Consider the following 25,870-nt stretch of genomic DNA (forward strand, 5'->3'; position numbering starts at 1 on the left):
GGTGATTGGGGATATTGGTGATTGGGGATATTGGTGATTGGGGATATTGGTGATTGGGGATATTGGTGATTGGGGATATTGGTGATTGGGGATGTTGGTGATTGGGGATGTTGGTGATTGGGGATGTTGATGAATCTGATAATGGAGAAATCTCTTGTGAAGTGGATAAGCCCTTCTTTAAAATCTCATAAGGGGAAAGCCAGCACACTATCATACTATTCGCGCCTCATGTGATGATAGCCTTTGGCTTTTGAGCGTCTTCATAAGAGGCATTTTGATTCTTTATCTTTGAAGTGTTTTATTTCATATGTCTCTCATGTTTGTAATGTGGAAAAGACAAGGTGTTGATTGATGCAACATGAAATAAATTTAAAATGAGAGAATTCCTATGATATCCGGGTCCCTTAATTTTATATGAATAACGGGTTTTAATATGGATAACGGGATATTGTGATTATAAATCAATGTATTATCGTGATACATCAACCTGTTTGTGGACTATGCGATAAAGAAAGTTATCCAATAGTTAAGTCATTGTGTTATGTCGTAAAACACTGTCATGTGAGGTTTGGTGATATGAAGCAAGCTTCCTTGGACAAGCTTGCTTGGATATGTTTTAGTGTTTTTTTAAGGGCGTGGTGAATCTTTAGGACAGAGCAAGCTTCTGTTGCGCCTTGAGTTTAGCGGAAAACCCTGAATAAAAGCCAAGAGAAATGGAAGCTAAGGGTGAAGTGTATCCAAGCTGTTTGTAGATCAGATTGAGTTAAGAATCTTTTTTCTTTGAGAATGGAACGCCAGTCAATTTGACAAAAGAATGATCTATTTTTCGGGTAAATCTTATGGAGGAATATAACAAAGCTCATAAGGAAGTGATTGAAGACAATACAATCATAAAAAAGTACAGTCATAAAAAAAGTCCTCCGTCACAATCAGAGGACTCAAAAAAACAGGAGAATTTCCAACATTAGGTTGTAGAAAATATCAAAAAAACGAATTTAAAAAACTATTACTTTATGGCTAGCAGAAAATTAAAAAGATAGCAATATAAAAAATACTTTTTACAAATTACAAAAAATAAAACTTTGTCTTTTGTGCATTAAAATTTCATGAATACTTTTTTCAATTGAGTGCTTATTCTAAGTTCGACATCCATTGAACTGTCTTTAAAGATGTGTTGATGCATGCAACAATTTTAAACAAAATGTACTCTAAAAAACGAATACATTTAAAAGCCTCTCATGATGATAGACTACTGTAGATTGAGGCTCTTTGTTTTTAAGGAGATGCGTATTGAGTGTGGGGTTTTAGGGTTTTGTGCAGTTTTGTCTTTTGAAGGTTAGGGCTTGAGGGGATTGAAGCGTTTGCAAGGGGGGCTGTGGCTGGAGTGTTGGGCGTGTGGGATTTAAGAATTCTCTTTGGTTTTTGGTTATGAAGGAGCGGGGTTATCCCATGGGGTGTGTTCTTGAAGGGGGTGGCGTTTTTCTGCGTTGTTGAAGCTTGTTGGGTGCATGTGGGAGGGCGGCGTGTGGGGCGTAGCGTGGGGCGTGTTCTTGATGAGGCGGTGTTTGCTGTATTGTGTTGGGAGGGGACATCGATTTGGTTTATGAAGGAGGACGCAGGATGGGGGCGTGTTGTTTGTGGTTTTGACGGGGGAGATGTTTTACTTGCGTTGTAGGCTTTATTCTTGGTTTGTTTTTGTGGGCGCGAAGCATCTTGGGTTTGAGTACGCTTTGGTTCTCAAAGGGTTGGGTGTTTTTCGTCATTTGTGGATTTACCTTTCTTTTTGCTTCATATGGGAGCAAAGTCTGTTTGTGTTCTTAAGGGCGGTGTTTTTTGGTTGTTCCTTATGAAGGAGGGGAGCGTATGGTGGTTGTGCGGAGCGTGATTTTGAAGGCGGGGGCATTTTGCGGCATTATTGCTGTTTCCCTTGGTTTTGCTTATAGAGGGGGCGGGAAGGATGGGATGTTGTTCTGAATGGTGAGGAGGGGGATTATTCAAAATGTTTATGGTTTGCATATCCCCAATGAAATGCGAGCAAGTCTAAACAATCTCGTAAATGATCGGCAAGAGAGTTTTGTTTGCGTTTTGAAGAACTTAATTCTTTGATCACTTGTCCATAGCCTATAACCCGCTCAAGAAGAGAATAGCCAAGAATACCAAGTTGAACTTTAATGGTTTTTAATTGATTGGAGGCTGCTATTTGACGTTCAATGGGGTGTGTGTACCCTTGGCTACAGGAAACCTTTTCACGGGTGTAGTCAAGGCTCATGTGGAGATCGGCTTGGCTTTGACGCCAGTAAAAATAAAAACGTTCTGCCGCTTTATATTGGGCTTTGCTGAGATGTCCTTTGGCATATAAAAGGGCAATGGGATGGCTTTGTGCATTGGCAATGGCATTGATGGTGCGCGGGTTACTGGAACTTTCTGGATGATTGGGTTTAAAATAAGGATTACTCGTTTCTACAGGGATTTCTTGCGCCTTTAAATGACCAATGTGCTTTCCTTGATTTTGATGATCAAGCGGGCAGGTTTGCGTATTTTTTTTCTGTTGATAGCTCATAGCATCTCCTTAAAAATTTTAATTTTGATTCTCGTTTTTAAAAAATGTTGCTTGCTCTCGGCAAAAGAGGGGGATGAGAGGAAGACATGTGTTGGAGTGTGCGTGTGGGTATGCGCTCTTGGGGGTGACTTGGATTGTTGCGCTTGTGTATGGGAGCCCCATGGATTTGGCTCTTAAAAAGAGGGGTGTTTTGTCGCATGGTGGATTTTCCTTGAGTGACTTGATGGGGGAGTGGCATGATGTTGCGCGGTATTTTGTCTTTTGAAGAGACTGGTATTTTTCTGCATTGTGGTTGTTCTCTTTGTGGTTCTGCTTCTTTAAAGGATGGGCGTTTTGTTGCATGATGGGCATTCTTTCTGATTTTATTGCTGTGGGGGGAATTGATGTCGCAGGGTTTGTTTTTTTGCCATGGTTGATGTTTTTCTGCCTCTTGGGGGCTTTATTTCTATTTATGTGGGATAAGAGGTATTTGAGGAATCATGAAAGGCAGAAATTTTTTTAAGAGGATGGTGTTTGGGGACTTTATTGGCGGGGATCTCATGTTGTTTATACGGTTGCTGAACGCATGGGGTGGCGCTGGCTTTGGTTCTCAATCCCGTGGAGTTTTGATGTCCTTTTGGGTCTTGTCATTGGGCTGGTTTATAGAGGTGTAAAGCATCTTGTTATGACTTGGCTTTAGAGCCTTGAAAAGAGAGGTGTTTTGTCGCATGGTGGATTTTCCTTGAATGACTTGATGAGGGAGGTGAGTGATGGCGCGCGGGCTTTTGTCTCTGAAGGGATTGGTGTTTAGCTGTATTGTAGCTTATGTCTCTGTGGCTGTTTATGTGGAAATGAAGGCGTTGGGGATGACGTGGGGCGTATTTTTACGAGCTGTGGCGTTTTATGGCATTCCCGGTATTTTCCTTATGTTGGGTTATGAAGTAATGCAGCGGCGTGGTGTAACGAAGGGTTTGTTCCTCAAGATGGTATTGTTGAGCTTCATTTTGGCTGCTGTCTCTGATTTTGTTTATGTGCAAGCCGAGCATTTTGGTTTGGCTCAGGTGTGGTTCTCAAACAAGTGGGTGTTTTATGTCCTTTTGGGCTTTGTCCTTGCTCTTATTTATAGAGGGGTAAGGCGTCTTGGGTTTAGGATTTCATTTTTTGAAAAGGATTGATCTTTTGCTGCATTTTTGGCATGGTCCTTGGTTTTGCTTATGAAGATGCGGGGCGACCGGCTATTCCGTGGGAGGTGTTTTGGCAGGGGGTGGTGATTTCTTGCATTGCTGGAGCGACCTTTTGTTTTATTGTTGTGGGAGCAAACAGTGGAACTGTATCGTGGGGCGTGTTTTTCAAGGCTGTGGTGTTTTGCGCTGTTGTTGGAGCGAGCTTTTTTTGTTTGCCTTTGGGAGCAGAGAAACTAGGGTTGAGCGGGCTTTGGTTCGCGAAGGATTGGGTGTTTTTCGTCATTTGTGGATTGATCCTTCCTGTTGTTTCTATGGGAGCAGGGCGTGTGCGTGTGAAAGCGGAGGCGTTTTTAAAGAGAGTGGGGTTTGTGGGGTATTACAGATAACGTCGAGGGAATGATTGTTCAAAAGAACAGCGATAGCGGTAGGTTTGGGGATCAAACCAAAGCCCTATTTTGCCTTCAAAATCACCAGAACGTTGTTTGGCAATATTCATAATAACGCCGGGGCGTTTGGCTAAATCTGCTTTTTCTTGTGCGAGAGAGGCGGCAAAGATTTTGTCTTCTAACGGTCGATTGCGCCAAATGGTGATGATGTTAAAGGCATTGGCGCCAATCTCTGAGGCGCCTTTAATGTCTTCTGTGCTGGGGATATCTTTATCCAGACCGCTTTTGCGGGCATGGGCGACAAGGTGAATGTGCACACTGTTTAAAACAGCCCAATCAACCATTTTATAAACGGCTTGTTCTTGTCTTGCATAATCATCAGAGGCAATGCCAAGCCGCATCAAACTGTCGATGATAAATTGATCACAGCCATAGCGTGCACGGCAATAGTCAAAGACATCAAGCAAGGTGTCAACGCTTGATTTGCCAACATGCTCATAAAGAATAAGCCCTTCATCTAAAAAATGAAGAATCCGTTCAATTGTCTCTTTTGTAGGCTGTTCTAAGCCGCCCGTTTGTTTGGTTAAACGGCGGAGCGATTGTTCTCCTTTCATCTCCAGAGACGCTAAGCAAAGCCGACTGTTTTGCGCAATCCAATGGGGAATACAGTCTGATAACAATTGGCTTTTACCTGCTCCACTGGCACCGCTCCATAGCGTTAATTCTGCTGGGCGGAAATGCACTTTGTCCTTCAGTTTAGGATAGGGAACCGTATAACCAAGATGTTTTTCAGGCTCTGGCCAAAACAGTCCGATGACTTTGTCTTTATAGTCTGAGGCGCGCCGTAAACCTTCTGGTGCAAAGCTTTTTGCTGAGGAAAAGGCTGCTTTTATGGTGGCTCTATCAATCCCTGCGGTTAAACAGTCATTGGCATCTTTGAGGGGTAAACGGACACGGTAGCAACGGTGGCGTCCAAGCCTGTTGGCAATCTCACGGGCTGCTTCTTCACCAGGCTTATCCATATCGGTGGCTAAAAAAATTGTTTCAAAAGCTTCTAAATGATCAAATTCATTTTCAATCCAATTGTGCTTTCCTCCACTGCCTCCTCCAAAGGGGACAGAGACCGCCGGATATCCATAGGCGGCTAAGGAAAGTGCATCAATTTCTCCTTCAGTGATAACAATGGTACGGTTTGTTGAAGAAAGAAGGGGAAACGGCGCGCGTTCCATTAAGGGAGCCTGCTGAAGCGCGTTTGTGGCGGCTGGGGTTGATGAGGGAGCGTGCTGAGGCGCATGTGGGGCGGTTGGGGTTGATGAGGGAGCGTGCTGAGACGCGTTTGTGGTGGTGGGGTTTGATGAGGGTGCGTGTTGAGGTGCGTTTGTGGCGGTTGGGGTTGATGAGGGGGCGTGCTGAGACGCGTGTGGAGCGGCTGGGTTTGATGAGGGTGCCTGTTGAGGTGTGTTTGTGGCGGCTGGGGTTGATGAGGGAGCGTGCTGAGACGCGTTTGTGGCGGCTGGGTTTGATGAGGGTGCGTGTTGAGGCGCCTGCGTGGCGGCGGGGGGTGATGAGGGTGCCTGTTGAGGTGCGTTTGTGGCGGCTGGGGTTGATGAGGGTGCGTGTTGAGGCGCATGTGGGGCGGTTGGGGTTGATGAGGGTGCCTGTTGAGGCGCGTTTGTGGCGGCTGGGTTTGATGAGGGTGCCTGTTGAGGCGCGTTTGTGGCGGCTGGGTTTGATGAGGGTGCGTGTTGAGGCGCCTGCGTGGCGGCTGGGGGTGATGAGGGTGCCTGTTGAGGTGCGTTTGTGGCGGCTGGGGTTGATGAGGGTGCCTGTTGAGGCGCATGTGGGGCGGTTGGGGTTGATGAGGGTGCGTGCTGAGGCGCATGTGGGGCGGTTGGGGTTGATGAGGGGGCGTGCTGAGGCGCATGTGGGGCGGTTGGGGTTGATGAGGGGGCGTGCTGAGACGCGTGTGGAGCGGCTGGGATTGATGAGGGTGCGTGCTGAGACGCGTGTGGAGCGGCTGGGTTTGATGAGGGTGCCTGTTGAGGTGCGTTTGTGGCGGCGGGGTTGGTTGAGGGTGCGTGCTGAGGCGCGTGTGGAGCGGCTGGGTTTGAGGGGCAAAGGGCTTGCCAGCCAAACAAAATCGGTTCACAGTGTGCTGCTGTAGGTTTTGTTTTTGCTCCCACTTGCGCAAGCCGTTCTTTAACTAAAGCAAGGGAGCCATCGGGTTTATAAAAGGGAAAAATGATTTTTTCGCCATCTTCTCCTATGCGGTAACGCTTTATAATTTCTAAAGGAATGTGGCGTTCTTTGTGGAGATAGGTTTTTACGAGATTCTGCGGGGGGCGCCCTGTAGGGACCGGTGGACGGTGATAGGAACGATGGGGCGCCATAAAGGGTTTGGGGCGTGTCAGATTGAGAGTCGCGCGTGCTTCTTCTAAGGCTTGAGAGAGACTAATGCCTTTGACTTCACACCAAAGGTCTAAAAGATCTCCTCCAGTGCCTTCTGCAAAATCATACCAAAGTCCTGCTTTACTACCACTCAAGCAAATCGATAAACTTTGACCAGCTTCACCACGTGTGTTGCCTACAATCCAATTGTTGCCTCGTTTGTGCCCTTGGGGAAGAAGCATTTCTGCTATTCTATCTGCTTGTGAGATAAGTTTTTGTTTGATTTCAAAAATTGTGCTCATGGTCATTCGTGATATTATTGTCGTTTTTCTCAAGATGTGAGAAGTGAGGACTCTGTTTTTGCTGTTCTCACCGTTTGATCTGATCGTAAAGTCCTGTGGTGCTATGGGGCTTGCTAGTCTACTTTGAGAGCTTCTTTGCCGCTCTTTTCTTGCTAATAGTCGCGAAACTTCTTGGCTTGCCAATGGGCTTGGCTCTCACTCAAACCTTCTGAAATGGCTCTGCTGATGGTTGTTTGCCAAGAGCATGGGAAGTGGTGCCTTGGGAAAAGGAGGACGGTGGCAAGAAGGGTGGGTGTGGATCTGCCTTGGAGAGTGTGGTGCATGCTTGGTCCTGTTTGGGGCATGTGTTTGGGGGATGCCTGTTGGGGTGCTTGTGTGGAGGGGGAGTGCCAAAGAGTTTGCTTTTCATTGAGTTTTTTTGAAATAGTTCTGCTGATGGTTGTTTGCCAAGAGCATGGGAAGTGGTGCCTTGGGAAAAGGAGGACGGTGGCAAGAAGGGTGGGTGTGGATCTGCCTTGGAGAGTGTGGTGCATGCTGGAGTCCTGTTGGGGCATGTGTTTGGGTGCCTGTGGGGGTCTTGCGTGGGGAAAATGCTTTTGTGATGAGAGCAAAATGGTCGATGTTGACTCGTTTTACGGTGTGAAGCGCTTATCCAAGTGTTGTTTTGCCGCCCATTGTTTTGTTCTGTGTTGTTTTGTCCGATGCTGTTGTGGTTTTGAAACATTTTTCCCCCTGCGCGTGCTTGAAAAATACGTTGTTTTTGTGATGTCAAAAATTGTCGCTATAGTTGATCAAACTGCGGTAAAGGATGTCGTTGCTCTCAGAGATGAAAGATGAAGAGCTGCCATGTTTTTGCTGTTCTAACCGTTCGATCTCACGGCGAAACCAGTTGCGCCATGTGGCTTGCCAGTCTACTTTGAGAGCTTCTTTGCCGCTCTTGGCTTGCCAATAGTCGCGAAACTTCTTGGCTTGCCAAAGAGCTTGGCTTTCACTCAAGCCTTCTGAAACTGCCGCTCCAATGTCTGCTTGCCAATGTTCAGGAAGGCGGTGTCCTTTGCCAATGGCTGAGGTAGAGGATTTTTTGTTGGAAGAAGGCGGGATGGAGGCAGGAAGATTGCTGGGTGGGAGATTGGGGGATGGGACATTGACATGTGGGAGATTGGCGGGGGATTTTGTTTTTTTTTCTGTGACAATTTGCGTGATAGAGGCGCTGGTGAATCCAGCTTGCGCAGCATTTAAGGGCGAGGAACAGTTTTCTGGGGACGCTACTTCTTCTTGTGAAGGGGAAGAGAGAGGCAAAGCAAGAGACAATGAGGAAGGCGTGCTTTGTTTAAAGCTCTCTTCGCAGGAAAAACAAGGTTCTGTCTCATGAAACAAAACTTTCTTTTCTAAAACACCGTAAGGTGTTTCCTTTTCTTCTGCCTTTTGAGCTTCTGAGCTTTGTTCATCATCTTTTGCACGATCGTTAAGCAGTTGTTGAATCTCAGTATTGATTTTCTTACGCTTTTTTGCCGAAGAACGACCCGCAAAGGATTTTTGTTCAAGCAATTTTTCTCGCTCTTGAAAAACATTTTCGCAACGCTGGTTCCATAACCCATTGGCTAAATTTAAAATCTTACCCTCTTGAATGAGCATTTCTAAAACATTAACAAAAGTTCGCTTGTCACAACCACAAAGACGCGCTAAACGTTCTTCCGATATTTCTAAAGGTCGGCCACGGGCATACATTTCATTGAGAAGAATCGTATAGATTCCAATTTCGTGTGCGCGCATTCCACGAACACCTCCTAGAAAATCATTTTGATACCAACAAACATATGGAAGTCTAGACGATTCATAATGAGGAGTTTCTTGTTGATTAGCATGTTTCATACTGCAATCTACTTTCTTCTTTTTTATACATTTTTATTGATGATAAAAGCTCAAATAAGGATTTAACTTGTGTTGCTTTTGGCTCTGTTCGATGATGACGAGAGGCTTCTTTACGACGCTTATAAATGATTGGCTGTGCTTGAAGCGCATGCAAACTTACGATTTAAGATTGCGGTGATGGAAAAAATAACAGAGAACAACACATTCTCAACGTACTTGCTTTTGGGCAGAAGCTTTGGAGAGTGGTCTTTTGTATCCTGTAGGGTGGTTAAAGTGTTTTTATGAGCTAAAAATAAAAAAAATCCCTCTAAAAAGTAAAATTTGTTTCCTTAATTTTATCCTTTTTAGAGGATAATGCAAGCCCGTTTTATAAAAAGGACGTGTTTTTTTAAAAAGACGCGCTATATGGTGAAATTATGAATATCGATGGTTGGCGTCAAAGATTAAGAATCGCTTTGGAAAAAAGTGGGCGGTCAAAAAGATCTATCTCCCTCGCTGCCGGTAAAGGCGCGGGGTACCTTCATTCTATTCTTTCTGAAGGAAAAGAACCAACAATCGAATCTCTCTCGCGAATTTGTCACGAAATTAATATCAGTATGAATTATATTCTTTACGGGAAAGGGGCTAGCCCTGAAGATAAAGAATTTATAGAGCTTATTTCGAAACTCTCTCCGCAAGAGAGACAGGCGATTTTGACTCTTTTGCGGCGGCCAATTGACGAAGCTTCAAAATAACTTCCTTCTGTGCTTTTGGGTCAAGGCGACTCCAGTATTTTATTAATATTATGTCACTCATTTTATCTCTCCTGTGTGTTTATAATTGCAATTTTGTAAGAACAAATAGAGAACAACAAAGGGGTATGAGAGGAACAAAGAATAATAGATTTTTATTTACATATGTCATTTGAACCCCGTAGATATTTAAAATATATCTTTTATGAAGGATAAAATGATTGACATCTCTCCTATAGAGGATATAAGACTAACGCTATATTTAGTCTTGTCAAGACAAGGCTATGCTTTATCAACTATCTAAAGGGGGAAATCATGAAAAATATTTCATTCGTTAAAGAGGATGAAATCATTGTCGTTTTATGCGAAGAGGAAAATCCTTGTACTTATGAAGGACCAATCGACGAAATCGAAGAAGTGCTCGAACTGATTGAAGAATGTGAAACTGTTTATAGAGTTTTACGACTCGATCTGATAACTTCTCATGCTGAAGATGTTACCGAACAAATGGCGGATTTTTATGTCGAAAATCATGAAATAAATGAAGAAAATACACAATTGCAGCCCTTCATTTTGAATAGTGAAGCGTATCATGCTTTTTTAAATGAAAGAGTGGCGTGCGATTATGACGATAATCTCTATGGCTCTTATGAAAAACAGCATCGTTTACGCCCATGTGATGTCTTGACAGATTATTGGTGGTAAACATGCCAAGTTATCTCAAGACTTCTTATCAAGGGTTTCCACTTTATTATGCTGGAAACACGCGAAATTTAATCAGACTCGAACCACAAAAACACAACGCTCTTCTTTTCATCTCGCAAGAAGCGGCGCTGTCTATGGCAAAAAATTTGGCGGAAGAATATCTCTGCTATGATTTTTCTGTCGTGCAGTAGCTGGGTTGAAAGAGAGAACACCCGAAGGGGCAAGTGGTTTTTTTATTGAGGAGAAAATATCACGCGTTATGCTTTCGTCTAGGGAGGACGCCGCTTGGGAGGGGCTTAGCTGATATGGAAAAGGAGGGGATGAGAAACTTGTGGGGAGGGGGATGTTGAGGGGGCGTTTCCAACAGCTTTTGTGATTTCAGCAGCAGAATATTTAAGGATGCTGTCATTCTTAGTGGGGAATGCATCTTAAAAGATATGAATGTTTCAAAGAGAATATGTTGCAAAAAAAACACTTTAAAGATGAAGGGGAGAAATACTATGCCAATCATTATCGATTGTATTCAAGGAACAGAGGAATGGAAGCAAGTGCGTAATGGTTTGATTACGGCTTCGTTGTTTGAGATGGTGATGGCACGAACAAAACAAGGGCAAAAAACGTCACGCTATCAGAGTGTGATGATGAAATTGGCGGGAGAAAGAATTACCGGAAAAACCGTTGATGAAGGGACAACACTTTCTCAGCGACGTGGGACTGAATTAGAACCAAGCGCGCGACAGCTTTATGGGAAACTGACACATACAGAACCTGAATGTATTGGCTTTGTTTTGGCTGATGATCGCGGACAAGGATTTTCTCCCGATGCTTTTGTTGGAAAAAATGGATTGTTGGAAATTAAAACAAAAAAACCTGAAATTTTAATTCCTCATTTCATGCAAAAGGGCTTTCCAGCAGAACATAAAGCACAATGTCAAGGAGGGTTATGGATTTCTCAACGCGAATGGGTGGATTTAATGCTCTATTGGCCAAATATGCCACCTTTGATTAAACGGGCTTATCGTGATGAAGCCTATATTTGCAAGCTTGAAAATGAAATTAGCCGTTTTAATGAGGCGTTGGAGAAGATGGTACAGCAAATTAAATCGGTTGAGACGGGTTTTCACATAAGAACAGAAATTGCTTTGAAGGAGAGAGAAAGCGGGGAGCTTGGAGCGCATGCAAGACGTATGCTGGAGGGCAAAACAAGAATGAGACGCAAGAGGGGAAGAAAGGGATCTTGTGTAGCGTTAAGGAGAGGCAAAGTTCTATAAAAAGGAAAGAGCAGAGGGGGAAAAGAGCAAAGCATATGTTGGAAGAGGGTGCCAAACAAGGGGGCGCAAAGAGTGCAGGGAGCACAAAGAGCTTGGCTATGAATGTGAAAGCATATTGGGACAATGGGGGGGTAAAAGCGGGGAGCTTGGAGCGCATGCAAGGCGGCGCGGTATTGCTGGAGGGGAAAACGAGAATGGGAGTAGGACCAAGTGTTTAGAGACATGGTGGTGTGATTTTGGGTGCTTTTGTGGTGAGTACTGTGGGGGAGCAGCAATGATGGGCCAATTGCTTTTTTATTGCTGTGACAATGGTGTACGTTATGCTTTCGTTCTTGGGGGGAGAGAGCTTTGCGGGGGCTTGGGGGATTTTCTTAGCCTATATGGAAAAGGGGGAGATACGCGGCTTTGGGAAGAGAAATGTTGGAGCGGGAAGAGGAGGAAATGGTGGGGATGAAGGGGGCAGGTCTTCATCCAGTGGCTTGGAGTGACACGGAAAGCATGCTGGAGAACAAAAATGAGGCTTAGGGGGAAGAGAAGCAGCAGTACAGACAGGTTTCCAACCTATAAAAAGGCACGTTCAAGGGGGAAAAGAGCCGGTTTTTGTGTTTTTGCGGCAACGCAAGTAGGGAGCTTGGAATGATACGTAAAGCATGCTGAAAAATGGAAAGAGGTGTTTGATGGGGGAGGTCGTTAAAGCTTGTTTAGACGTATTGGGACAACGGGGGGCTTCTGGGTGCTTTTGTGGTGGGGCGTGTTCGGGGGCGCGATGAAAGTCCCCCCCATGATGGCTAAGTTGCCGGACAAGTGCTTTTTCATTGGAGAGGAAATGGTCCTTGTGGTACTTTTGTTCATTAAGAAAGAGTCGTTTGAGGGGCGTTTTTTAGCCGATATGGGAAAAGGATGTAGGGGCATGAGAAAAAGTCTGTGTGGAGTCAAGTGGGCTTATTGGGGGAAAGATTGGGGGGCGGGTTGTGGAAAAAAATAGAGGGGTGGAGGAAACGGGAGAATAAGAAAAGAACGGATAAAAACGCGACAACCTTTATGGCTCTCGACAATCCCTTGTTATAGAAAATCAAAAATTACCACACCTTGTGAATTCACTGTGGGGGTGATCTTAAAGCTCTTCAAAAGCACTGATCAATAGATACTTCTCCATATAACTTTGATAAATGATATTAGTATGATCCCGAAGATAAATGCACCAATATTTACCAAATATCCTTTTATACTGATGAAAATTAATAACCCTATACTTATTATTCCTAGTGGTATATTCCACGTAAAAAATGAAATTATATAACACATTATAGGTATTATTCCACAAATAATGAAAATTACATTCATGATACTACCAATTACATGCTCGGTATTATCTTGTCGTCCGTTCTCTTGCTTTCTACTAATTTCAGAAGCCTTGTCATTATCTTTAAAAGTTTCATGATAGAACTGATTGTAAGCAGCTCTCTTTTGAGGATCTTTAAGAACTTCATAGGCTTCACAAATTTTTCTGAATTTTTGTTCTGCTTCGGTACTAGAATTATGATCAGGGTGGTATTGCAGAGCTAATTTACGAAAAGAAGATTTTATCTGTTTATCATTGCATTCGTAGCTTACACCAAGAATTCCATAATAATCGTCTTCATTTACTATCATTAAATACAGCCACTTGTATATTGCTCTTCTTTTATAAGATCGTTTAATTGATCCCCTTTGAATGTATTAATATGTGTTATTTTTGTGTTAAAAATATGTGCAAAAACATGTTTAATGAAAATGGCTATAGTGATTATACTGTATCTAGATGAGAGGAGATACAGTTCAAAACGCTTAAAAATGCAGGGTGTTTTTAATATTTTAGAAATATTTTTTTACAAAAATAGATTAAAAGAGAGACGATAAATCAAATGTAAAAGGGACGGCAATAATAGCCAAGGTTGTCATTATTGTAAATAAACAGGCAGGAACCTTAAATCTAAAACGCCAAAGTAAACTTATGGGAACAGACATTATCGTTGTTATTACGAATGCTACGATAAACCATTGCATGAATAATTTCATTATATTGATTTCATTATTAAAACGATTTTGTTTTAGTTCTTCCTCTGAAACACAATCGATAATAGAAAAGCCATGATAAACAGGAAATTTTTCACCTGGACAAGCGCTAACAGAAAATTGTTCAAGCTCTAACCATTCTCTTTCGCGTTCTTTTTCCAATAGCTTCTTTTTTATTTTCTGTCTTATATATTCTTTTGAAATACAATTGATCGGAGAAGTACTTCCAACAAAAAGACCATCTGTTGTACATCCACTCGTTGTATGATGCGTAAATAAAACAGCGCTTATTACGATAGCGAAGAAAATAAAGTGTTTAAACATAAGGTATTTATTGTCGTTTGTTTCTGATGAGCTTTTATAAGTCATTTCTGTTGAATAAATCAATATGTGTTATTTTGTGTTGGTAAAATACAACAAATTGTATGATAACGTTACTGTACTTTGGCACTCTGTATCTAAAGATGGCGATAGATAGTTCAAAACGCTTGAAAATACAGGGGACCCTTTGAGAAGCACTTTTCATAAAGTTATGGAATGAATAGATCAAAGTTTATGGTAATTTTGTATACTCTATGATAACTTTGTATAAGATCTCAATTTCATGATCAAGTTTCTCAAGTTCTTTCTTGTTTTTAGCTATACGCTCTTGATATGTCTCTATGTGTTTCATAAGGTTTGAGAGATCTGTATGCTCATGAGAGTGTTTTGCTTCATTCACATGTCGCATTGCATCTATTTCTAATTCTATAAGGGTGCACAGAGTATTAAATACATGATGTCGTTTTTTGATTATATTCTGCCATTTTTTTATTATATTGACATGTTTTTCATAGAGCGGTTGCGATAACTGCCGCTTATTTTCCAAAAAAATGTTTTTTCTATCCAGAGAATTTGGTAGAATTTTTCTTCCCACCAGCGACTTCCATTAACAAGGAAAATGCGGAAGAATCTCTCTCTTTCTGTAATTTCTTTTGAAGAGAACACTTCATTCGAATGAGTATATCCCTTTGAAGAATAAAAAAGATGCATTGTTAAAAGAGCGATAATTAAGACGCTTCTCAATAAAGACTGTTTAATTAACATTGTTTTTTATACCCTCTTAGTGCTTGATTATAGTCATTGTGAGAGGGCTTAATGGTTCTTTAGAAGTATTTTGAAAGGCGTTTTATTATCCGTTTAAAGATTTTTTAAATACTGCTTCCATTTTTCAAAAGTGCTATATCTTACGGGCGGTTTTACATCTTCTTTGGGCATCATTTTAAGGTATACCTCTCTAGCCATAACGCACATTGTTGCTGTGTTTCTAAAACGAGTGAGTTCATTGCCTATGATGAGCTGCTCTGTCTGAAGAGTTTGTTCTTTTCGACTAATGCCATTGGGAGAATCCAAAAATTTTTCTGCATACGCAAACATTGGATCATCAAAGTTTGTTTCAAACTTTGCTTGGAAGAAAATATTTTCTATATAATCCCAATCTTTCCTGTATTTCATCCCGTTAGCTTTAAAATCCTTCAGTCTTGTTGGTAAGTCGTTAAATGTAAGTGTGGGCATCGTTTTATCACCTTGCCATAAATCAAAAAAGCGTCCACAAAAAACAAGCAATATGTGATAATGTCTTAAAATATTGAATTCTGGAGGATTACGGGGCAATGTTATTAAATATTTCCAAAATTGACTTTTGTCATGGGGTATATCTACAGTTTTTTCCATATACGCTTTTAAATATTCTACCTCTTTTTTTGCTTTTTCTAATTTCTGAGAATATTCTAAACGAGTGTAATTTTCATGGACATATTTTTCGTAAAGCCTATCGTATTCAGCGAGATTTCTTACTTTAGTACAACCCAATAATATGAATACAGAAAAAAACGTTATAGATATTATAACGTACGTTTTAGATAATAATTTTATCATTTTAACCTTTAATGATTATCATGAATATTTAACTGATTTCTGTTGAATAAATCAATATGTGTTATTTTTGTGTTGAAAATATACGTAAAAAACGTATTTAATAAAAATGGTTATAGTGATCATAATGTATCTAAATAAAGGTTTGGTACAGGCTAAAACCCCGCATATGTGGGGTTTTAGCTTATTGGAGGAGGTATGACAGCAGAAAATATGCAGAAAATATAAGGGGGATCTGTAGCCAAAATGGTTGTCCTAGGGTGGGGAGAGTAGGGAATATCCAAAATACTCCAAATGAAATATACTTGTTCTTGTACATTCACGCACTTGTTTTAATAAAGATATCTCGCTCTAAGCTCATTTCACACCCATTTCATGCCGGCGTTCATAAATTTCATACTGGCGCTTGTGAATAATATCGTGAGGGGTATAACGATAAAGCCCCGTAAATTATAAACCCTAGAGGTTATAAAACCCCGTAGATTATAAACATTGCGCACCCTATCTTTACTTTATGAAAAAGTAAGTTGGTACTATTTGGGGAATGTTGCCAAAATTGCGGCATGGGCTGTAGCTCTTGAGACGATTCATAATCTCGTTTACTGGGGGGCTTCTTACGAAGAGATATGCTTTTCTTGGAAAGTTTTACGCCATACGGATCTTTCTGCTTGTGAACTATAAGCGAAGAGGGTGATTGATTTCAATAGAACAGAGGGAAAGAAGAACAGAGGGAGAGAATTTTTTGCTCTTCGGGTTCTTATGCAAGAGGAATAACTCTATCCGTATCAATCAAAGTATTCGTGTAAAAAAGATGCATGTTGAAAGAGGGATGGCTTAGAGCACGTGGAAAATCATAGTGTATAAAATTGGCAATGAGGGATCTTCTTTGAAAAGGCGGGCTATCAATTTGCTGCCATATAGGATGCCTAGTATATGGGGATGCCTGTCATATGAGATGTTTGTCATATGGGATGTTTGCCATATGGGAGCGTGGGGTGCTTAGTGAAAGCTTTATTGAGGGGGCTTTATCACTGTTTGGTTTTTGCTTTTGCCAAGGGGCGGGGAGAATGGGAAAGGCGTTGAGAGGAGGTTCTGGAAATGGCTCTGTTAGATTTGTTGTAAATGACGAATAGGATCGATGAAGCTTATTCTAATTTTTAGAGGGAATACTTGTGTTGCTTGAGGTGGGTAGAGAGGCTAGAAAGATAAGATTATTCGTTTTGGGGCGGATAAAGGTATCAATGGGATGTATTCAAACAATGAGTTTATAATAATTCATTATTGAGATTTAATTTGAATTTCAATGAGAGCCCGAAATAGTGTGAGATGTTCTTATTTCAACCCTTCTTATTCAGACGCTCTTATATTGAATCAAGTAAAATCGTTTGTCTGCATATTACAAGCGGGGTGAGCTTGTGAGGGAAAATATTCAAGAAATAAAAATGCCTATACCGTCTCAAGTGCCAAGAGCTGTTGCAACAGTGAGGCTTGGCAAAGTGGAGGATAGGGCAAATCTTACAGAAAGGAAAGAGGGGGAGAGACAAGGAAAAAAGGGGAAGCCAATAGGAGCGGGACTATTCTTTGGGGGCGGTTAATTTTAAAAGCCGTTCGCAAGGCATTTTAGAGATTAAGCGTGTCATTGAGGCTATTGATTTTGAAGCCATTGAAACGCATGGTTTAAAGGATGGAGGATTTGATGAAGCCGATGAAGGTTGGGGGAAAAGATTTAGGCTTATAGGGAAGATTTATAAGGACAAGAAGAGAGAAGCAGAAGAAGAAAAATAGAATGGTGCTGCGAGAGAGGATTGAACTCTCGACCTCTCCCTTACCAAGGGAGTGCTCTACCACTGAGCTACCGCAGCCGTTTTCAATCTTTGCGCTGTCTTGTGCCATATTGTTAGAAAATAGGCAAGAGAACATTTGTATATTCTTGCAAGAAAACGTATCTTATGTCATGACATATATTTCTTATATTCTTAAATATTTAAGATCATGAGTTGCTTGGATAGAAGCTCAACATTGTTCAAAAGGTTGCGCAATGACACAAATGTATCAAAAACAAAAGCACGATGAAATCAATCATCAACACGATGAAATCAATCATCAAGACGAAAAAGCAAAACGTCGTCAAGAAAGATTGGCGCAACAATTGCGTCAAAACCTGAAACGTCGAAAAGAGCAAAGTCGAAAAAGAGCGCAATCAGATCTTTAAAAAGAAAAAAATGTTTTTTTTAGAGCATCTTTGCAACCAAACGTCTCAATAATTTGTTCTCATATTTAGAATGCGTTCTAAAACGATTAATAAAGCATAACTTCCCGAAGGGGGACAATCCTTTGGAAGGGCAGGCACAAAGGAAAAGAGGGAAAACACTATGGATTCTATTCAAATTGTTGGGGGAGAAAAACTTAAGGGAACAATTCCTATCTCAGGGGCAAAAAATGCTGCATTGCCTCTTATGATTGCAGCGCTTTTGACAGAAGAAACGCTTACTTTAGAAAATATTCCTCATCTGGCCGATGTTGAATTGCTTATTCGTATTCTCAATAATCATGGTGTTGGATATGCCGTTGATGGACAAGAGTTTAACGATGAATGTGTGAATTCAAGAACAATTCATTTTACGGCGCAAAAAATAGCCACAACACGGGCGCCATATGAACTGGTGAAAAAAATGCGTGCAAGCTTTTGGGTTATCGGACCACTGCTTGCACGATGCGCAGAGGCTTATGTTTCGCTTCCTGGAGGGTGCGCTATTGGAACAAGACCCGTCGATTTTATCCTTGAGGGACTTAAAACTTTAGGCGCACAGATTACTATCGAAAATGGATATGTTCATGCAAAAGCGCTAAAGGGGTTAAAAGGTGCTCACTATCGTTTCCCTAAAGTCACTGTTGGTGGAACCCATGTGCTGCTGATGGCCGCGACAATGGCAAAGGGAACAACCACTCTTGAGAATGCGGCTTGTGAGCCAGAAGTGACAAACCTTATTCGAACCCTGAATGCTATGGGGGCTCAAATAACCGGTGAAGGAACAACAACGCTTACAATTGAAGGGGTTAAAAAACTCAACGGTGCTAGAGTACGCGTTATTGCTGATCGAATCGAAGCGGGGACATATGCAATGGCTGTTGCTATGACGGGAGGAGACGTCTTTCTTAAAAATGCAAATCCTAATCATCTTACAAAAGTGCTTAAGGTGCTTCAAAAAACAGGACTCGAGATTCACATAGAACCTCAAGGAATTCACGTTAAGCGAAATCCAAAGAACACCAAAATTATGCCCGTTGATATTAAAACAGGACCTTATCCTGCTTTTCCAACCGATCTCCAAGCGCAATTCATGGCGCTCATGACACGGGCTGAAGGAATCGCGCATATTACAGAGACAGTTTTCGAAAATCGTTTTATGCATGTTCAGGAACTTAATCGTTTAGGGGCAGAGATAAAGCTTGATGGGCAGACGGCAACTGTTTATGGAACAGAGAATTTGCAAGGGGCTCCCGTCATGGCGACTGATTTGCGCGCTTCTGTTTCTCTTGTGATTGCAGCATTGGCGGCAAAGGGAGAAACAATCGTCAATCGTGTCTATCATCTTGATCGTGGATTTGAGAGGTTAGAAGAAAAATTGGCTCGTTGTGGTGCCAAAATTCAACGCATTACAGTGTAAATCTGTTAAAGAGAGTCGATATTTAGGGAAGTTTGGAGGAGGTTGCTTGGGGGGTGGCTGTTGTGTGGGCGGCATGCTTTCATGACACGGGGTTGAGGGAAGCCCGCGAAATTACAGAGACGGTTTTCGAAAATCGTTTTATGCATGTTCAAGAACTCAATCGCTTGAGGGCGCAAATAAAGCTTGATGGGCGAGAGAGCAACGCATCTCATAAAACAAGAGAATTTGCAAGGGGGGGCCTCATCATGGCGACGGATTTGCGTGCTTGTTGTTTCTCTTGTGATTGCAGCCCTCTTACTCTTGTTACATTGGCAGCAAAGGGAGAAACAATCGTCAATCGTGTTTATCATCTTGATCGTGGATTTGAGAGATTAGAAGAAAAATCGGCTCGTTGTGGCGCAAAAATCCAACGTATCACAGTGTAAATCTGTAAGATGTCTCTCAAAAATGGCTTTGGGAGGGGATGATATGTTGTTAGGTGTGCTTTTGGGAGGTGTGATCTCAAAAATAAAGGGTTATTAGTCCTCTCAATAAACGTGGGTTTTATTTCATGGTTTTGGAGTTTTTACGAGCGGGCATAAAAGTTTGAGAGGCGGGGGTGGAGCTCATAAAATAAAGACTGTTTTTAAATTTTATTGCTAATTTCATGAAATTACTTTATTGGTAAGAGAATGTTTTGGTCGTCTACGCAGCGATCAACAGGGAATGAAAGACCCTAAACTTGAGACACGTATTTATCCAGCTTTATGGATATCCCGGATTTCCGGGAGCTTTTGTTATGTCCAGGTGCGCTCTAGCACTAAAAGCAAAAGGCTGAGTCAAGTTTCAGCTCTTTCAACTCCCGGAATACCAATGCGAGGGCGCTCGCAACCGGCAGGGGAGCTTGAAGTGAAAGCTAAAAATCCACACTTTAACGACATTTCGATAGGCAGAAAAATTCGCTTTAAAAGAACAATGCTTGGAATGTCGCAAAAGAAATTAGGCAGTCAGTTAGGGGTGACTTTTCAACAAATCCAAAAATATGAAAAAGGCTCTAATCGTATAGGAGCTGGGCGTTTACAAGAAATTGCCGATATTCTCAATGTTCCTATTTCTTTTTTCTACTCCGATCTCTCTACAAAAGAAAATGTCTTGTATTGCTGTGATGAAAGGATTTCAAGTAAAGAAGAGCATATCCTTTTGAAAAGTTTTAGAGAGCTCAAACCTAAAAAGCAGAAGGCAATTTTGTGTTTGATTGTCTCATGAGATAAAAACACTGTTTTAAATTTTATTGCTGGTCTCCAGAAATTATTTTATGAACAAGCACTAGGGTTCTCGTCGTACAGTGTGGTTGAATGGTGGAACCCAAAGCCTGAAAATCCAAGATGAAACATTAGCCTGCTTTATAAGTATCGCGAGATTCCGGGAGTTTTTGCCATGTCCAGGTGCGCTCTAGCACTAAAAGCAAAAAAAGCTGACTGAACTCAGTACTTTCAGACTCCCGGAATACGCATAAGAGGCGCTCGCAACCGGCAGGGGAGCTTGAAGTGAAAGCTAAAAATCCACACTTTAACGATATTTCGATAGGCAGAAAAATTCGCTTTAAAAGAACAATGCTGGGAATGTCGCAAAAGAAATTAGGCAGTCAGTTAGGGGTGACTTTTCAACAAATCCAAAAATATGAAAAAGGCTCTAATCGTATAGGGGGCGGGGCGTTTACAGGAAATTGCTGATATTCTCAATGTTCCCATTTCTTTTTTCTACTCCGATCTCTCGACAAAAGAAAATGCCTTGTATTGCTGTGATGAAGGGATCGCAAGTAAAGAAGAGCACATTCTTTTGAAAAGTTTTAGAGAGCTCAAACCTCAAAAACAGAAGGCAATTTTGTGTTTGATTGTCTCATGAGATAAAAACACTGTTTTAATTTTTATTGCTGGTCTCCAGAAATTATTTTATGAACAAGCACCAGGGTTCTCGTCGTACAGTGTGGTTGAATGGTGGAACCCAAAGCCTGAAAATCCAAGATGAAACATTAGCCTGCTTTATAAGTATCGCGAGATTCCGGGAGTTTTTGCTATGTCCAGGTGCGCTCTAGCACTAAAAGCAAAAAAGCTGACTCGGATTCAGTGTTTTTGACTCCCGGAATACCAATGCGAGGGCGCTCGCAACCGGCAGGGGAGCTTGAAGTGAAAGCTAAAAATCCACACTTTAATGACATTTCGATAGGCAGAAAAATTCGCTTTAAAAGAACAATGCTTGGAATGTCGCAAAAGAAATTAGGCAGCCAGTTAGGGGTAACTTTTCAACAAATCCAAAAATACGAAAAAGGCTCTAATCGTATAGGGGCGGGGCGTTTACAGGAAATTGCCGATATTCTTAATGTTCCTATTTCTTTTTTTTACTCCGGTCTCTCAACAAAAGACAATGTCTTGTTTCCTTGTGATGATGAGATCTCAAGCAAAGAAGAGCACATCCTTTTGAAAAGTTTTAGAATGCTCAAACCTCAAAAACAGAAGGCATTTTTGTGTTTGATTTCTCATTGAGAGTAAAAAGTTTAAATAATCGCTTGCTAAATAATAAATTATTATATAGGCTCTTTTTTTAGGGAAGGGGTGTTAACATTTCCCCCCCGCGGAAATTTCCCAATGGACCCTCCTTCTCTATTTTAAAAATCATAAAAACTTTTCTCCTTTCTCCTTTCTCCTTTTTTCAAAGAATGACTTATCTTATTATGTCGTGAAACACCGTTGTTTTGAGCGGTGATATAAGGCATGAAAAACGTTACATATTTAAGTGTTTTTAAATATCGTGGTCATCAGTACTTCTGGATTGGGTTTGTCTGTTGCGCTTTATGAAATGAATCGCATTGAGGTCAGCAGGAGAAACCCGCCCGCAAGAGGCTGGACTATTGACAGTCTGGTGATGGCTAGGAACCTCACTCCTTTGAGATGTGGAGAGGCGGTCAATTTTTATGTATCATTCGGAATTATTTTAAATCCACACATTCTCGTTTTCGTTTATCTGTAGAAAATTATTTTTTTCATCCAACATTTCAGTTCTAAACTGTCTTAAAAAAACAGGAATAAAAATAAACTCCTTAGCTATCTTATCGTCAATAAATTTATTAAAAGAGGGAAAAATCAAGAAAATCTTGAAATTATTGCCTTGCATAGCTTTATCAAGTATTGCTGGATGTTTTCCAGATTTACCCTTGACGTTGCCAGATAGCCCTTTGACGCTGCCAAATTTACCTTTGACGCTAAATGTGTGAAAAAAGACAGATGTAAATGTGTGAAGAAAGCCAGAAGTAAATCAGCTTGAGGTCACAAAAGCACTGTTAGAATGGAGTATGCCAAGCTTTTATGAAGGTGGATTGGGGTCATAGAGGCTGTAGTATGAGTGCGAATGCTTTTATTGAAAAATGTCTCATACAAGCAGGATATCATAATAAAATGAGAAGCTAAAAGAACAAGGTTGCTGTCAGAATTATAATATTAAAGATCTTTTTATTTGTGTTCTTTGTATTATTACTCCAAAATAAAGTATTAAAAATATATATTTAAATTGATAGTAAGTGTTTGTAATATTTATTATTTTTTAATATAAAAATATGGTAATAAAGCAACTTATGTATTTTTATAATATTTATAATTATGCAAGAAAAATGAAATGAAGCAGACTTTGAAATTATTGAGTGCTTTATTGATGATGGTTGGATGTTATCAAGCTCAATGTCCTCAAACGAGTGCAGGTACATGGAAGAAGTATGAGGCAAATCAACTTGAAAAAAAAGTTCTTGTTCATGGTGTCCAAGAAGATTTTCAGAATGATCCTGCCTATATAGAATGGTGTATCGTCAATGAAAAGCATCCGGATTGTAATCCTTTAGAATCTCGCAATCCACCGAAGTTTAGTAGAACTCTTGGGCACGGGCACTGATGAAAATGGCGATGTAATGTCTTTAACTGATGAAAAAAGGAATATGAAAAACCTATAAAAGATAGCTATAACAAAAAAATAACTTCATTCTTTAAAAACTGAGGATGCCATTGTTAGTGGAATGCAGATAAGGCATGAGGGGCTAGAGGGTAAAGTCATGGGAACAGAGCATTTGCAAGGGGCTCACGTCATGGCGATTGATTGCGTGCTTTTTGTTTCTCTTGTGATTGTCGCCCTCTTATCTTGTTCCATTGGGTGGTCAAGGGGAGAAACAATCGCTATTATTTTAATTGTGGATTTGAAAGGTTGGAAGAAAAATAAACCCGATATGGCGCAAAAATCCAACGCATTACAGTGTAAATCTGTCAAAGAGATGTCTCCAAGAATGGCTTCAGGAGGGAGAGATATGCTTTAAGGTGTGCTGGGGAAGGACTTAGTTTGCTGGGCTTATTTGGTTTGGCACAGGGCTCTTTTAAATAATTTTCGCTCTTTTGTGGATCATTTTTGCAGGACTGAGCATAAGCATTTGAGAGGCGGGGGCTCTCTAAAAAACAAACAAAGACTTATTATTGTTTAAGTGTTGTTCATGGCACTTATGATGGGGTTGAAGGAACAGCGCAGATTACAGAGACGATTTTTGAAAATCGTTTTATGCATATTCAAGAACTCAATCGTTTAGGGGCAGAGATAAAGCATGAGGGGCTAGAGGGTAAAGTCATGGGAACAGAGTATTTGCAAGGGGCTCCCGTCATGGCGATTGATTGCGTGCTTTTTGTTTCTCTTGTGATTGCCGCCCTCTTATCTTGTTCCATTGGGTGGTCAAGGGGAGAAACAATCGCTATCATTTTGATTGTGGATTTGAGAGGTTAGAAGAAAAATGAACCCGATATGGCGCCAAAATTCCACAATTAACGGGAAAAAGTTTTGCAAGAGGCGTGAAAAATCATCGTGCTAAAAAGACATCCCAAAAGAAAATCGTGAAAAGCACCCCTCAAAGGGCGCCTTAGAGAAAGAAGACGGACTATTAAAGGGGGCGTTAGAAAAAAGGCTACCAAAAATCTGGAACTTCAGGCTTTAAATGAGGACCAATCCGTACTGCCGAGACCTTTTCTGCTAATCCTGTACGATCTGAAATCTCAACCGCTAAACCACAAAGGGTGGCTTCTCCACACGCCGGTTCAAAACGATCTCGCTTATTCTTGTAAAGAAAACGGTATAAGGGTTCTTCTTTCTCCATTCCAAGTGATGAGTTGTAATCTCCACACATGCCTGCATCCGATAAATAAGCGCTTCCACCTTCTAAAATCTGTGCATCTGCAGTGGGAATATGCGTATGGGTGCCAACGATAACACTTACACGACCATCAAGAAAATGTCCAAAACATTGCTTTTCGCTTGTCGTTTCTGCATGAAAGTCAAAAATAATCGCATCGGCTTGCTCCATCAAGGAACAGGCTGACAGAATATCTTCCGCTGTTTCAAATGGATCTTCTACTTTGCACGGCATAAAAACACTGCCCAACAGATTCGCAACAAGAACACGGGCATCATTTTTCGCTGTAAAAATACCAACTCCTCTTCCGGGAGTCTCTTGCGAGAAATTGGCAGGACGTAAAAAACGATCACTCTCATGCGCATACTGCAATGCTTCTGTATGAGAAAAAGCATGATTACCCGTGGTGACAACATCAACTCCGGCCATCAAAAGATCTTGATACGTCTCTTGTGTGAGGCCAAAACCACCAGAGGCATTTTCACCATTCACCACAACAAAATCAAGCTGCCATTTCTCAATGAGTTGAGGAAGATGCCCAAAAACAGCTTTACAGCCTGTATTGCCAACAATGTCACCTAAGAATAAAAAACGCATAGGTGTTTTAATCACATTTTAACATTTTAAGAAACCTTTTTCTGTAAAAATTTTCTGTACCTGTAAATCATGTTCTGTTGGAGGAATGGAACAAACCTCCTGACACGAGAAACCCATGCCCCATAATGTCATTGAATGTCCTTGTTTTTTTAGAGATTCAACGGCACGGTCATAATATCCTCCTCCATAGCCAAGACGATGACAGTGACGATCAAACGCAGAAAGCGGAACAATAATAATATTGGGAAAAACAACAGCGTTGTCTGCTCCTGGGCCCAAAGTACCAAAACGCATGGGCTTGAGAGCCGTGCTGGGTGAAAATGCACGAAAAATCATGGTGGTGGAATCAAGCACTGCCGGTAAGGCTAGACGTCCACCACGTGACGCTATAACATCAAGTAAAGGACGCGGGTCAATCTCCGATTTGATGGGCCAATAGCCTGCTAAAATGAGGCGTGAAAAATCGGTTCCTTTTTTTTCAAGAGACTCAATAACGTGACAACAAGCACGTTGTGAAAATAGTTCGCGCTCTTGCGTTGAAAGAGCATCACGACGCGATAAACCGCTTTGACGGTGCTGTGTGCGAAGAGATAAAGTTGTGTCGCAGGGGTTATTGGAGGTCATTTTCTTCGTCAATTTTTTTATCATCTGCTGGTATTTTATCCCTTGTTGGCATTTTGTAAATCGTAGTGAGAACAGAGCCGTACTGTAAAAAGAGTGCGTGATTCTTTTATTGAAAGAGCATTTTGATGCGATAAACCGCTTTGGTGGGTGCTTTGTTGCGAAGAGATAAAGTTGTGTCGCAGGGGTTATTGGAGGTCATTTTCTTCGTCAATTTTTTTATCATCTGCTGGTATTTTATCCCTTGTTGGCATTTTGTAAATCGTAGTGAGAACAGAGCCGTACTGTAAAAAGAGTGCGTGATTCTTTTATTGAAAGAGCATCTTGATGCGATAAACCGCTTTGGCGGGTGCTGTGTGCGAAGAGATAAAGTTGTGTCGTAAGGGGGTATAAGTTGCTGCAAGTGTCATAAGATAAAGCTTACCGTTATTTCTTGAAAAGAGAGT

Annotated in this window: 34 protein-coding genes, 1 tRNA gene and 2 pseudogenes; 26 read left to right on the plus strand and 11 right to left on the minus strand. The window is 41.3% G+C overall.

Annotated features, from left to right (window positions below; genetic code table 11):
- Nucleotides 1-214, minus strand: a 214-nt coding sequence (locus tag ACFINC_RS02210; protein ID WP_375615898.1) for a hypothetical protein, incomplete at its 3' end; no start/stop codon positions are given.
- A 1,257-nt stretch (nt 215-1,471) separates the two neighbouring features.
- On the opposite strand from ACFINC_RS02210, the gene ACFINC_RS02215 reads away from it, so the two are divergent.
- Nucleotides 1,472-1,675: a hypothetical protein gene (locus ACFINC_RS02215; protein WP_375615899.1), complete on the plus strand. Its 204-nt coding sequence runs from the start codon at nt 1,472-1,474 to the stop codon at nt 1,673-1,675.
- A gap of 158 nt (nt 1,676-1,833) precedes the next feature.
- Nucleotides 1,834-1,974 carry a hypothetical protein gene (locus tag ACFINC_RS02220; RefSeq protein WP_375615900.1) on the plus strand — a complete coding sequence of 47 codons (141 nt, stop codon included), beginning with the start codon at nt 1,834-1,836 and terminating at the stop codon, nt 1,972-1,974.
- A gap of 16 nt (nt 1,975-1,990) precedes the next feature.
- On the opposite strand, the gene ACFINC_RS02225 is transcribed toward ACFINC_RS02220, so the two are convergent.
- Nucleotides 1,991-2,560: a hypothetical protein gene (locus tag ACFINC_RS02225; RefSeq protein WP_375615901.1), complete on the minus strand. Its 570-nt coding sequence runs from the start codon at nt 2,558-2,560 to the stop codon at nt 1,991-1,993.
- Between the two features lie 73 nt (nt 2,561-2,633).
- On the opposite strand from ACFINC_RS02225, the gene ACFINC_RS02230 reads away from it, so the two are divergent.
- From ACFINC_RS02230 to ACFINC_RS02240, 3 genes are all read left to right on the plus strand, one after another.
- Nucleotides 2,634-2,825: a hypothetical protein gene (locus ACFINC_RS02230; RefSeq protein ID WP_375615902.1), complete on the plus strand. Its 192-nt coding sequence runs from the start codon at nt 2,634-2,636 to the stop codon at nt 2,823-2,825.
- A gap of 484 nt (nt 2,826-3,309) precedes the next feature.
- Nucleotides 3,310-3,714: a hypothetical protein gene (locus tag ACFINC_RS02235; protein ID WP_375615903.1), complete on the plus strand. Its 405-nt coding sequence runs from the start codon at nt 3,310-3,312 to the stop codon at nt 3,712-3,714.
- Between the two features lie 20 nt (nt 3,715-3,734).
- On the plus strand, nt 3,735-4,109 hold the full coding sequence (locus tag ACFINC_RS02240) for a hypothetical protein (protein WP_375615904.1): 375 nt from the start codon (nt 3,735-3,737) through the stop codon (nt 4,107-4,109).
- Here the strand turns inward: ACFINC_RS02240 and ACFINC_RS02245 are convergent.
- Entirely contained in the window at nt 4,100-6,799 is a 2,700-nt protein-coding gene (locus ACFINC_RS02245) for a toprim domain-containing protein (protein ID WP_375615905.1), read from the minus strand. The two genes, ACFINC_RS02240 and ACFINC_RS02245, sit on opposite strands and share 10 nt — an antisense overlap.
- A 244-nt stretch (nt 6,800-7,043) precedes the next feature.
- Between ACFINC_RS02245 and ACFINC_RS02250 the strand changes: the two genes are divergently transcribed.
- Nucleotides 7,044-7,211, plus strand: coding sequence for a hypothetical protein (locus ACFINC_RS02250; RefSeq protein WP_375615906.1), 168 nt, complete (start codon nt 7,044-7,046; stop codon nt 7,209-7,211).
- Between the two features lie 42 nt (nt 7,212-7,253).
- Nucleotides 7,254-7,442 (plus strand): hypothetical protein, encoded by a 189-nt coding sequence (locus ACFINC_RS02255; protein WP_375615907.1) that lies wholly within the window; start codon nt 7,254-7,256, stop codon nt 7,440-7,442.
- 125 nt (nt 7,443-7,567) lie between these two features.
- Here ACFINC_RS02255 and ACFINC_RS02260 read toward each other — a convergent pair whose 3' ends face one another.
- On the minus strand, nt 7,568-8,671 hold the full coding sequence (locus ACFINC_RS02260; RefSeq protein WP_375615908.1) for a YdaU family protein: 1,104 nt from the start codon (nt 8,669-8,671) through the stop codon (nt 7,568-7,570).
- A 416-nt stretch (nt 8,672-9,087) separates the two neighbouring features.
- On the opposite strand from ACFINC_RS02260, the gene ACFINC_RS02265 reads away from it, so the two are divergent.
- The 6 genes from ACFINC_RS02265 to ACFINC_RS02290 all read left to right on the plus strand — a co-directional run bounded on the left by ACFINC_RS02265 (nt 9,088) and on the right by ACFINC_RS02290 (nt 12,363).
- Nucleotides 9,088-9,405 (plus strand): XRE family transcriptional regulator, encoded by a 318-nt coding sequence (locus ACFINC_RS02265; protein WP_273790852.1) that lies wholly within the window; start codon nt 9,088-9,090, stop codon nt 9,403-9,405.
- 312 nt (nt 9,406-9,717) lie between these two features.
- Entirely contained in the window at nt 9,718-10,107 is a 390-nt protein-coding gene (locus ACFINC_RS02270; RefSeq protein WP_375615909.1) for a hypothetical protein, read from the plus strand.
- Nucleotides 10,108-10,607: 500 nt separating this feature from the next.
- Entirely contained in the window at nt 10,608-11,378 is a 771-nt protein-coding gene (locus ACFINC_RS02275) for a lambda exonuclease family protein (protein WP_375615910.1), read from the plus strand.
- Nucleotides 11,379-11,413: 35 nt separating this feature from the next.
- Entirely contained in the window at nt 11,414-11,596 is a 183-nt protein-coding gene (locus ACFINC_RS02280) for a hypothetical protein (RefSeq protein ID WP_375615911.1), read from the plus strand.
- Nucleotides 11,597-11,698: 102 nt separating this feature from the next.
- Entirely contained in the window at nt 11,699-11,866 is a 168-nt protein-coding gene (locus tag ACFINC_RS02285; protein ID WP_375615912.1) for a hypothetical protein, read from the plus strand.
- A 209-nt stretch (nt 11,867-12,075) separates the two neighbouring features.
- Nucleotides 12,076-12,363 carry a hypothetical protein gene (locus ACFINC_RS02290; RefSeq protein WP_375615913.1) on the plus strand — a complete coding sequence of 96 codons (288 nt, stop codon included), beginning with the start codon at nt 12,076-12,078 and terminating at the stop codon, nt 12,361-12,363.
- Between the two features lie 152 nt (nt 12,364-12,515).
- Here the strand turns inward: ACFINC_RS02290 and ACFINC_RS02295 are convergent, their stop codons facing one another.
- The 4 genes from ACFINC_RS02295 to ACFINC_RS02310 form a co-directional block, all read right to left on the minus strand.
- Entirely contained in the window at nt 12,516-13,031 is a 516-nt protein-coding gene (locus ACFINC_RS02295; RefSeq protein ID WP_375615914.1) for a DnaJ domain-containing protein, read from the minus strand.
- Between the two features lie 228 nt (nt 13,032-13,259).
- Nucleotides 13,260-13,802 carry a hypothetical protein gene (locus ACFINC_RS02300; RefSeq protein WP_375615915.1) on the minus strand — a complete coding sequence of 181 codons (543 nt, stop codon included), beginning with the start codon at nt 13,800-13,802 and terminating at the stop codon, nt 13,260-13,262.
- A gap of 184 nt (nt 13,803-13,986) precedes the next feature.
- Nucleotides 13,987-14,349: a hypothetical protein gene (locus ACFINC_RS02305; protein WP_375615916.1), complete on the minus strand. Its 363-nt coding sequence runs from the start codon at nt 14,347-14,349 to the stop codon at nt 13,987-13,989.
- Between the two features lie 263 nt (nt 14,350-14,612).
- On the minus strand, nt 14,613-15,350 hold the full coding sequence (locus ACFINC_RS02310) for a hypothetical protein (RefSeq protein WP_375615917.1): 738 nt from the start codon (nt 15,348-15,350) through the stop codon (nt 14,613-14,615).
- 489 nt (nt 15,351-15,839) lie between these two features.
- Between ACFINC_RS02310 and ACFINC_RS02315 the strand changes: the two genes are divergently transcribed.
- From ACFINC_RS02315 to ACFINC_RS02330, 4 genes are all read left to right on the plus strand, one after another.
- A complete protein-coding gene (locus tag ACFINC_RS02315; protein ID WP_375615918.1) occupies nt 15,840-16,028 on the plus strand; it encodes a hypothetical protein in 189 nt (62 codons plus the stop codon).
- Nucleotides 16,029-16,342: 314 nt separating this feature from the next.
- Complete coding sequence (locus ACFINC_RS02320; protein ID WP_375615919.1) at nt 16,343-16,480, plus strand: hypothetical protein; 138 nt, start codon at nt 16,343-16,345, stop codon at nt 16,478-16,480.
- 282 nt (nt 16,481-16,762) lie between these two features.
- Nucleotides 16,763-16,942, plus strand: coding sequence for a hypothetical protein (locus ACFINC_RS02325; RefSeq protein WP_375615920.1), 180 nt, complete (start codon nt 16,763-16,765; stop codon nt 16,940-16,942).
- The gene (locus ACFINC_RS02330; protein ID WP_375615921.1) at nt 16,929-17,132 is read left to right on the plus strand and encodes a hypothetical protein; all 204 of its coding nucleotides are present in this window, start codon (nt 16,929-16,931) and stop codon (nt 17,130-17,132) included. The genes ACFINC_RS02325 and ACFINC_RS02330 overlap by 14 nt, the downstream gene beginning before the upstream one ends.
- 2 nt (nt 17,133-17,134) lie before the next feature.
- Here ACFINC_RS02330 and ACFINC_RS02335 read toward each other — a convergent pair.
- Nucleotides 17,135-17,209, minus strand: a tRNA-Thr gene (locus tag ACFINC_RS02335).
- A gap of 176 nt (nt 17,210-17,385) precedes the next feature.
- Between ACFINC_RS02335 and ACFINC_RS02340 the strand changes: the two genes are divergently transcribed.
- From ACFINC_RS02340 to ACFINC_RS02380, 9 genes and pseudogenes are all read left to right on the plus strand, one after another.
- Nucleotides 17,386-17,559, plus strand: a complete 174-nt coding sequence (locus tag ACFINC_RS02340; RefSeq protein WP_375615922.1) for a hypothetical protein — start codon at nt 17,386-17,388, stop codon at nt 17,557-17,559.
- Between the two features lie 160 nt (nt 17,560-17,719).
- Nucleotides 17,720-19,015: a UDP-N-acetylglucosamine 1-carboxyvinyltransferase gene (gene murA, locus ACFINC_RS02345; protein WP_375615923.1), complete on the plus strand. Its 1,296-nt coding sequence runs from the start codon at nt 17,720-17,722 to the stop codon at nt 19,013-19,015.
- A 32-nt stretch (nt 19,016-19,047) separates the two neighbouring features.
- The gene (locus ACFINC_RS02350) at nt 19,048-19,440 is read left to right on the plus strand and encodes a hypothetical protein (RefSeq protein WP_375615924.1); all 393 of its coding nucleotides are present in this window, start codon (nt 19,048-19,050) and stop codon (nt 19,438-19,440) included.
- Nucleotides 19,441-19,675: 235 nt separating this feature from the next.
- Nucleotides 19,676-20,260 carry a helix-turn-helix domain-containing protein gene (locus ACFINC_RS02355; protein WP_375615925.1) on the plus strand — a complete coding sequence of 195 codons (585 nt, stop codon included), beginning with the start codon at nt 19,676-19,678 and terminating at the stop codon, nt 20,258-20,260.
- Between the two features lie 281 nt (nt 20,261-20,541).
- A pseudogene (locus ACFINC_RS02360) lies at nt 20,542-20,952 on the plus strand (helix-turn-helix domain-containing protein).
- A 192-nt stretch (nt 20,953-21,144) separates the two neighbouring features.
- Complete coding sequence (locus tag ACFINC_RS02365) at nt 21,145-21,537, plus strand: helix-turn-helix domain-containing protein (protein WP_375615926.1); 393 nt, start codon at nt 21,145-21,147, stop codon at nt 21,535-21,537.
- Nucleotides 21,538-22,663: 1,126 nt separating this feature from the next.
- A complete protein-coding gene (locus tag ACFINC_RS02370; protein WP_375615927.1) occupies nt 22,664-22,933 on the plus strand; it encodes a hypothetical protein in 270 nt (89 codons plus the stop codon).
- Between the two features lie 157 nt (nt 22,934-23,090).
- Nucleotides 23,091-23,348, plus strand: coding sequence for a hypothetical protein (locus tag ACFINC_RS02375; protein ID WP_375615928.1), 258 nt, complete (start codon nt 23,091-23,093; stop codon nt 23,346-23,348).
- 191 nt (nt 23,349-23,539) lie between these two features.
- A pseudogene (locus ACFINC_RS02380) lies at nt 23,540-23,814 on the plus strand (UDP-N-acetylglucosamine 1-carboxyvinyltransferase); the annotation flags it as partial.
- Between the two features lie 167 nt (nt 23,815-23,981).
- Here the strand turns inward: ACFINC_RS02380 and ACFINC_RS02385 are convergent.
- Together ACFINC_RS02385 and ACFINC_RS02390 are read right to left on the minus strand one after the other, a co-directional pair.
- A complete protein-coding gene (locus ACFINC_RS02385; protein ID WP_375615988.1) occupies nt 23,982-24,803 on the minus strand; it encodes a TIGR00282 family metallophosphoesterase in 822 nt (273 codons plus the stop codon).
- A gap of 18 nt (nt 24,804-24,821) precedes the next feature.
- Nucleotides 24,822-25,427, minus strand: a complete 606-nt coding sequence (locus ACFINC_RS02390) for a 5-formyltetrahydrofolate cyclo-ligase (protein WP_375615989.1) — start codon at nt 25,425-25,427, stop codon at nt 24,822-24,824.
- Nucleotides 25,428-25,870 lie beyond the last annotated feature (443 nt).

The organism is Bartonella sp. AP58NXGY (genome assembly GCF_042195785.1).
Taxonomy (GTDB): Bacteria; Pseudomonadota; Alphaproteobacteria; order Rhizobiales; family Rhizobiaceae; genus Bartonella.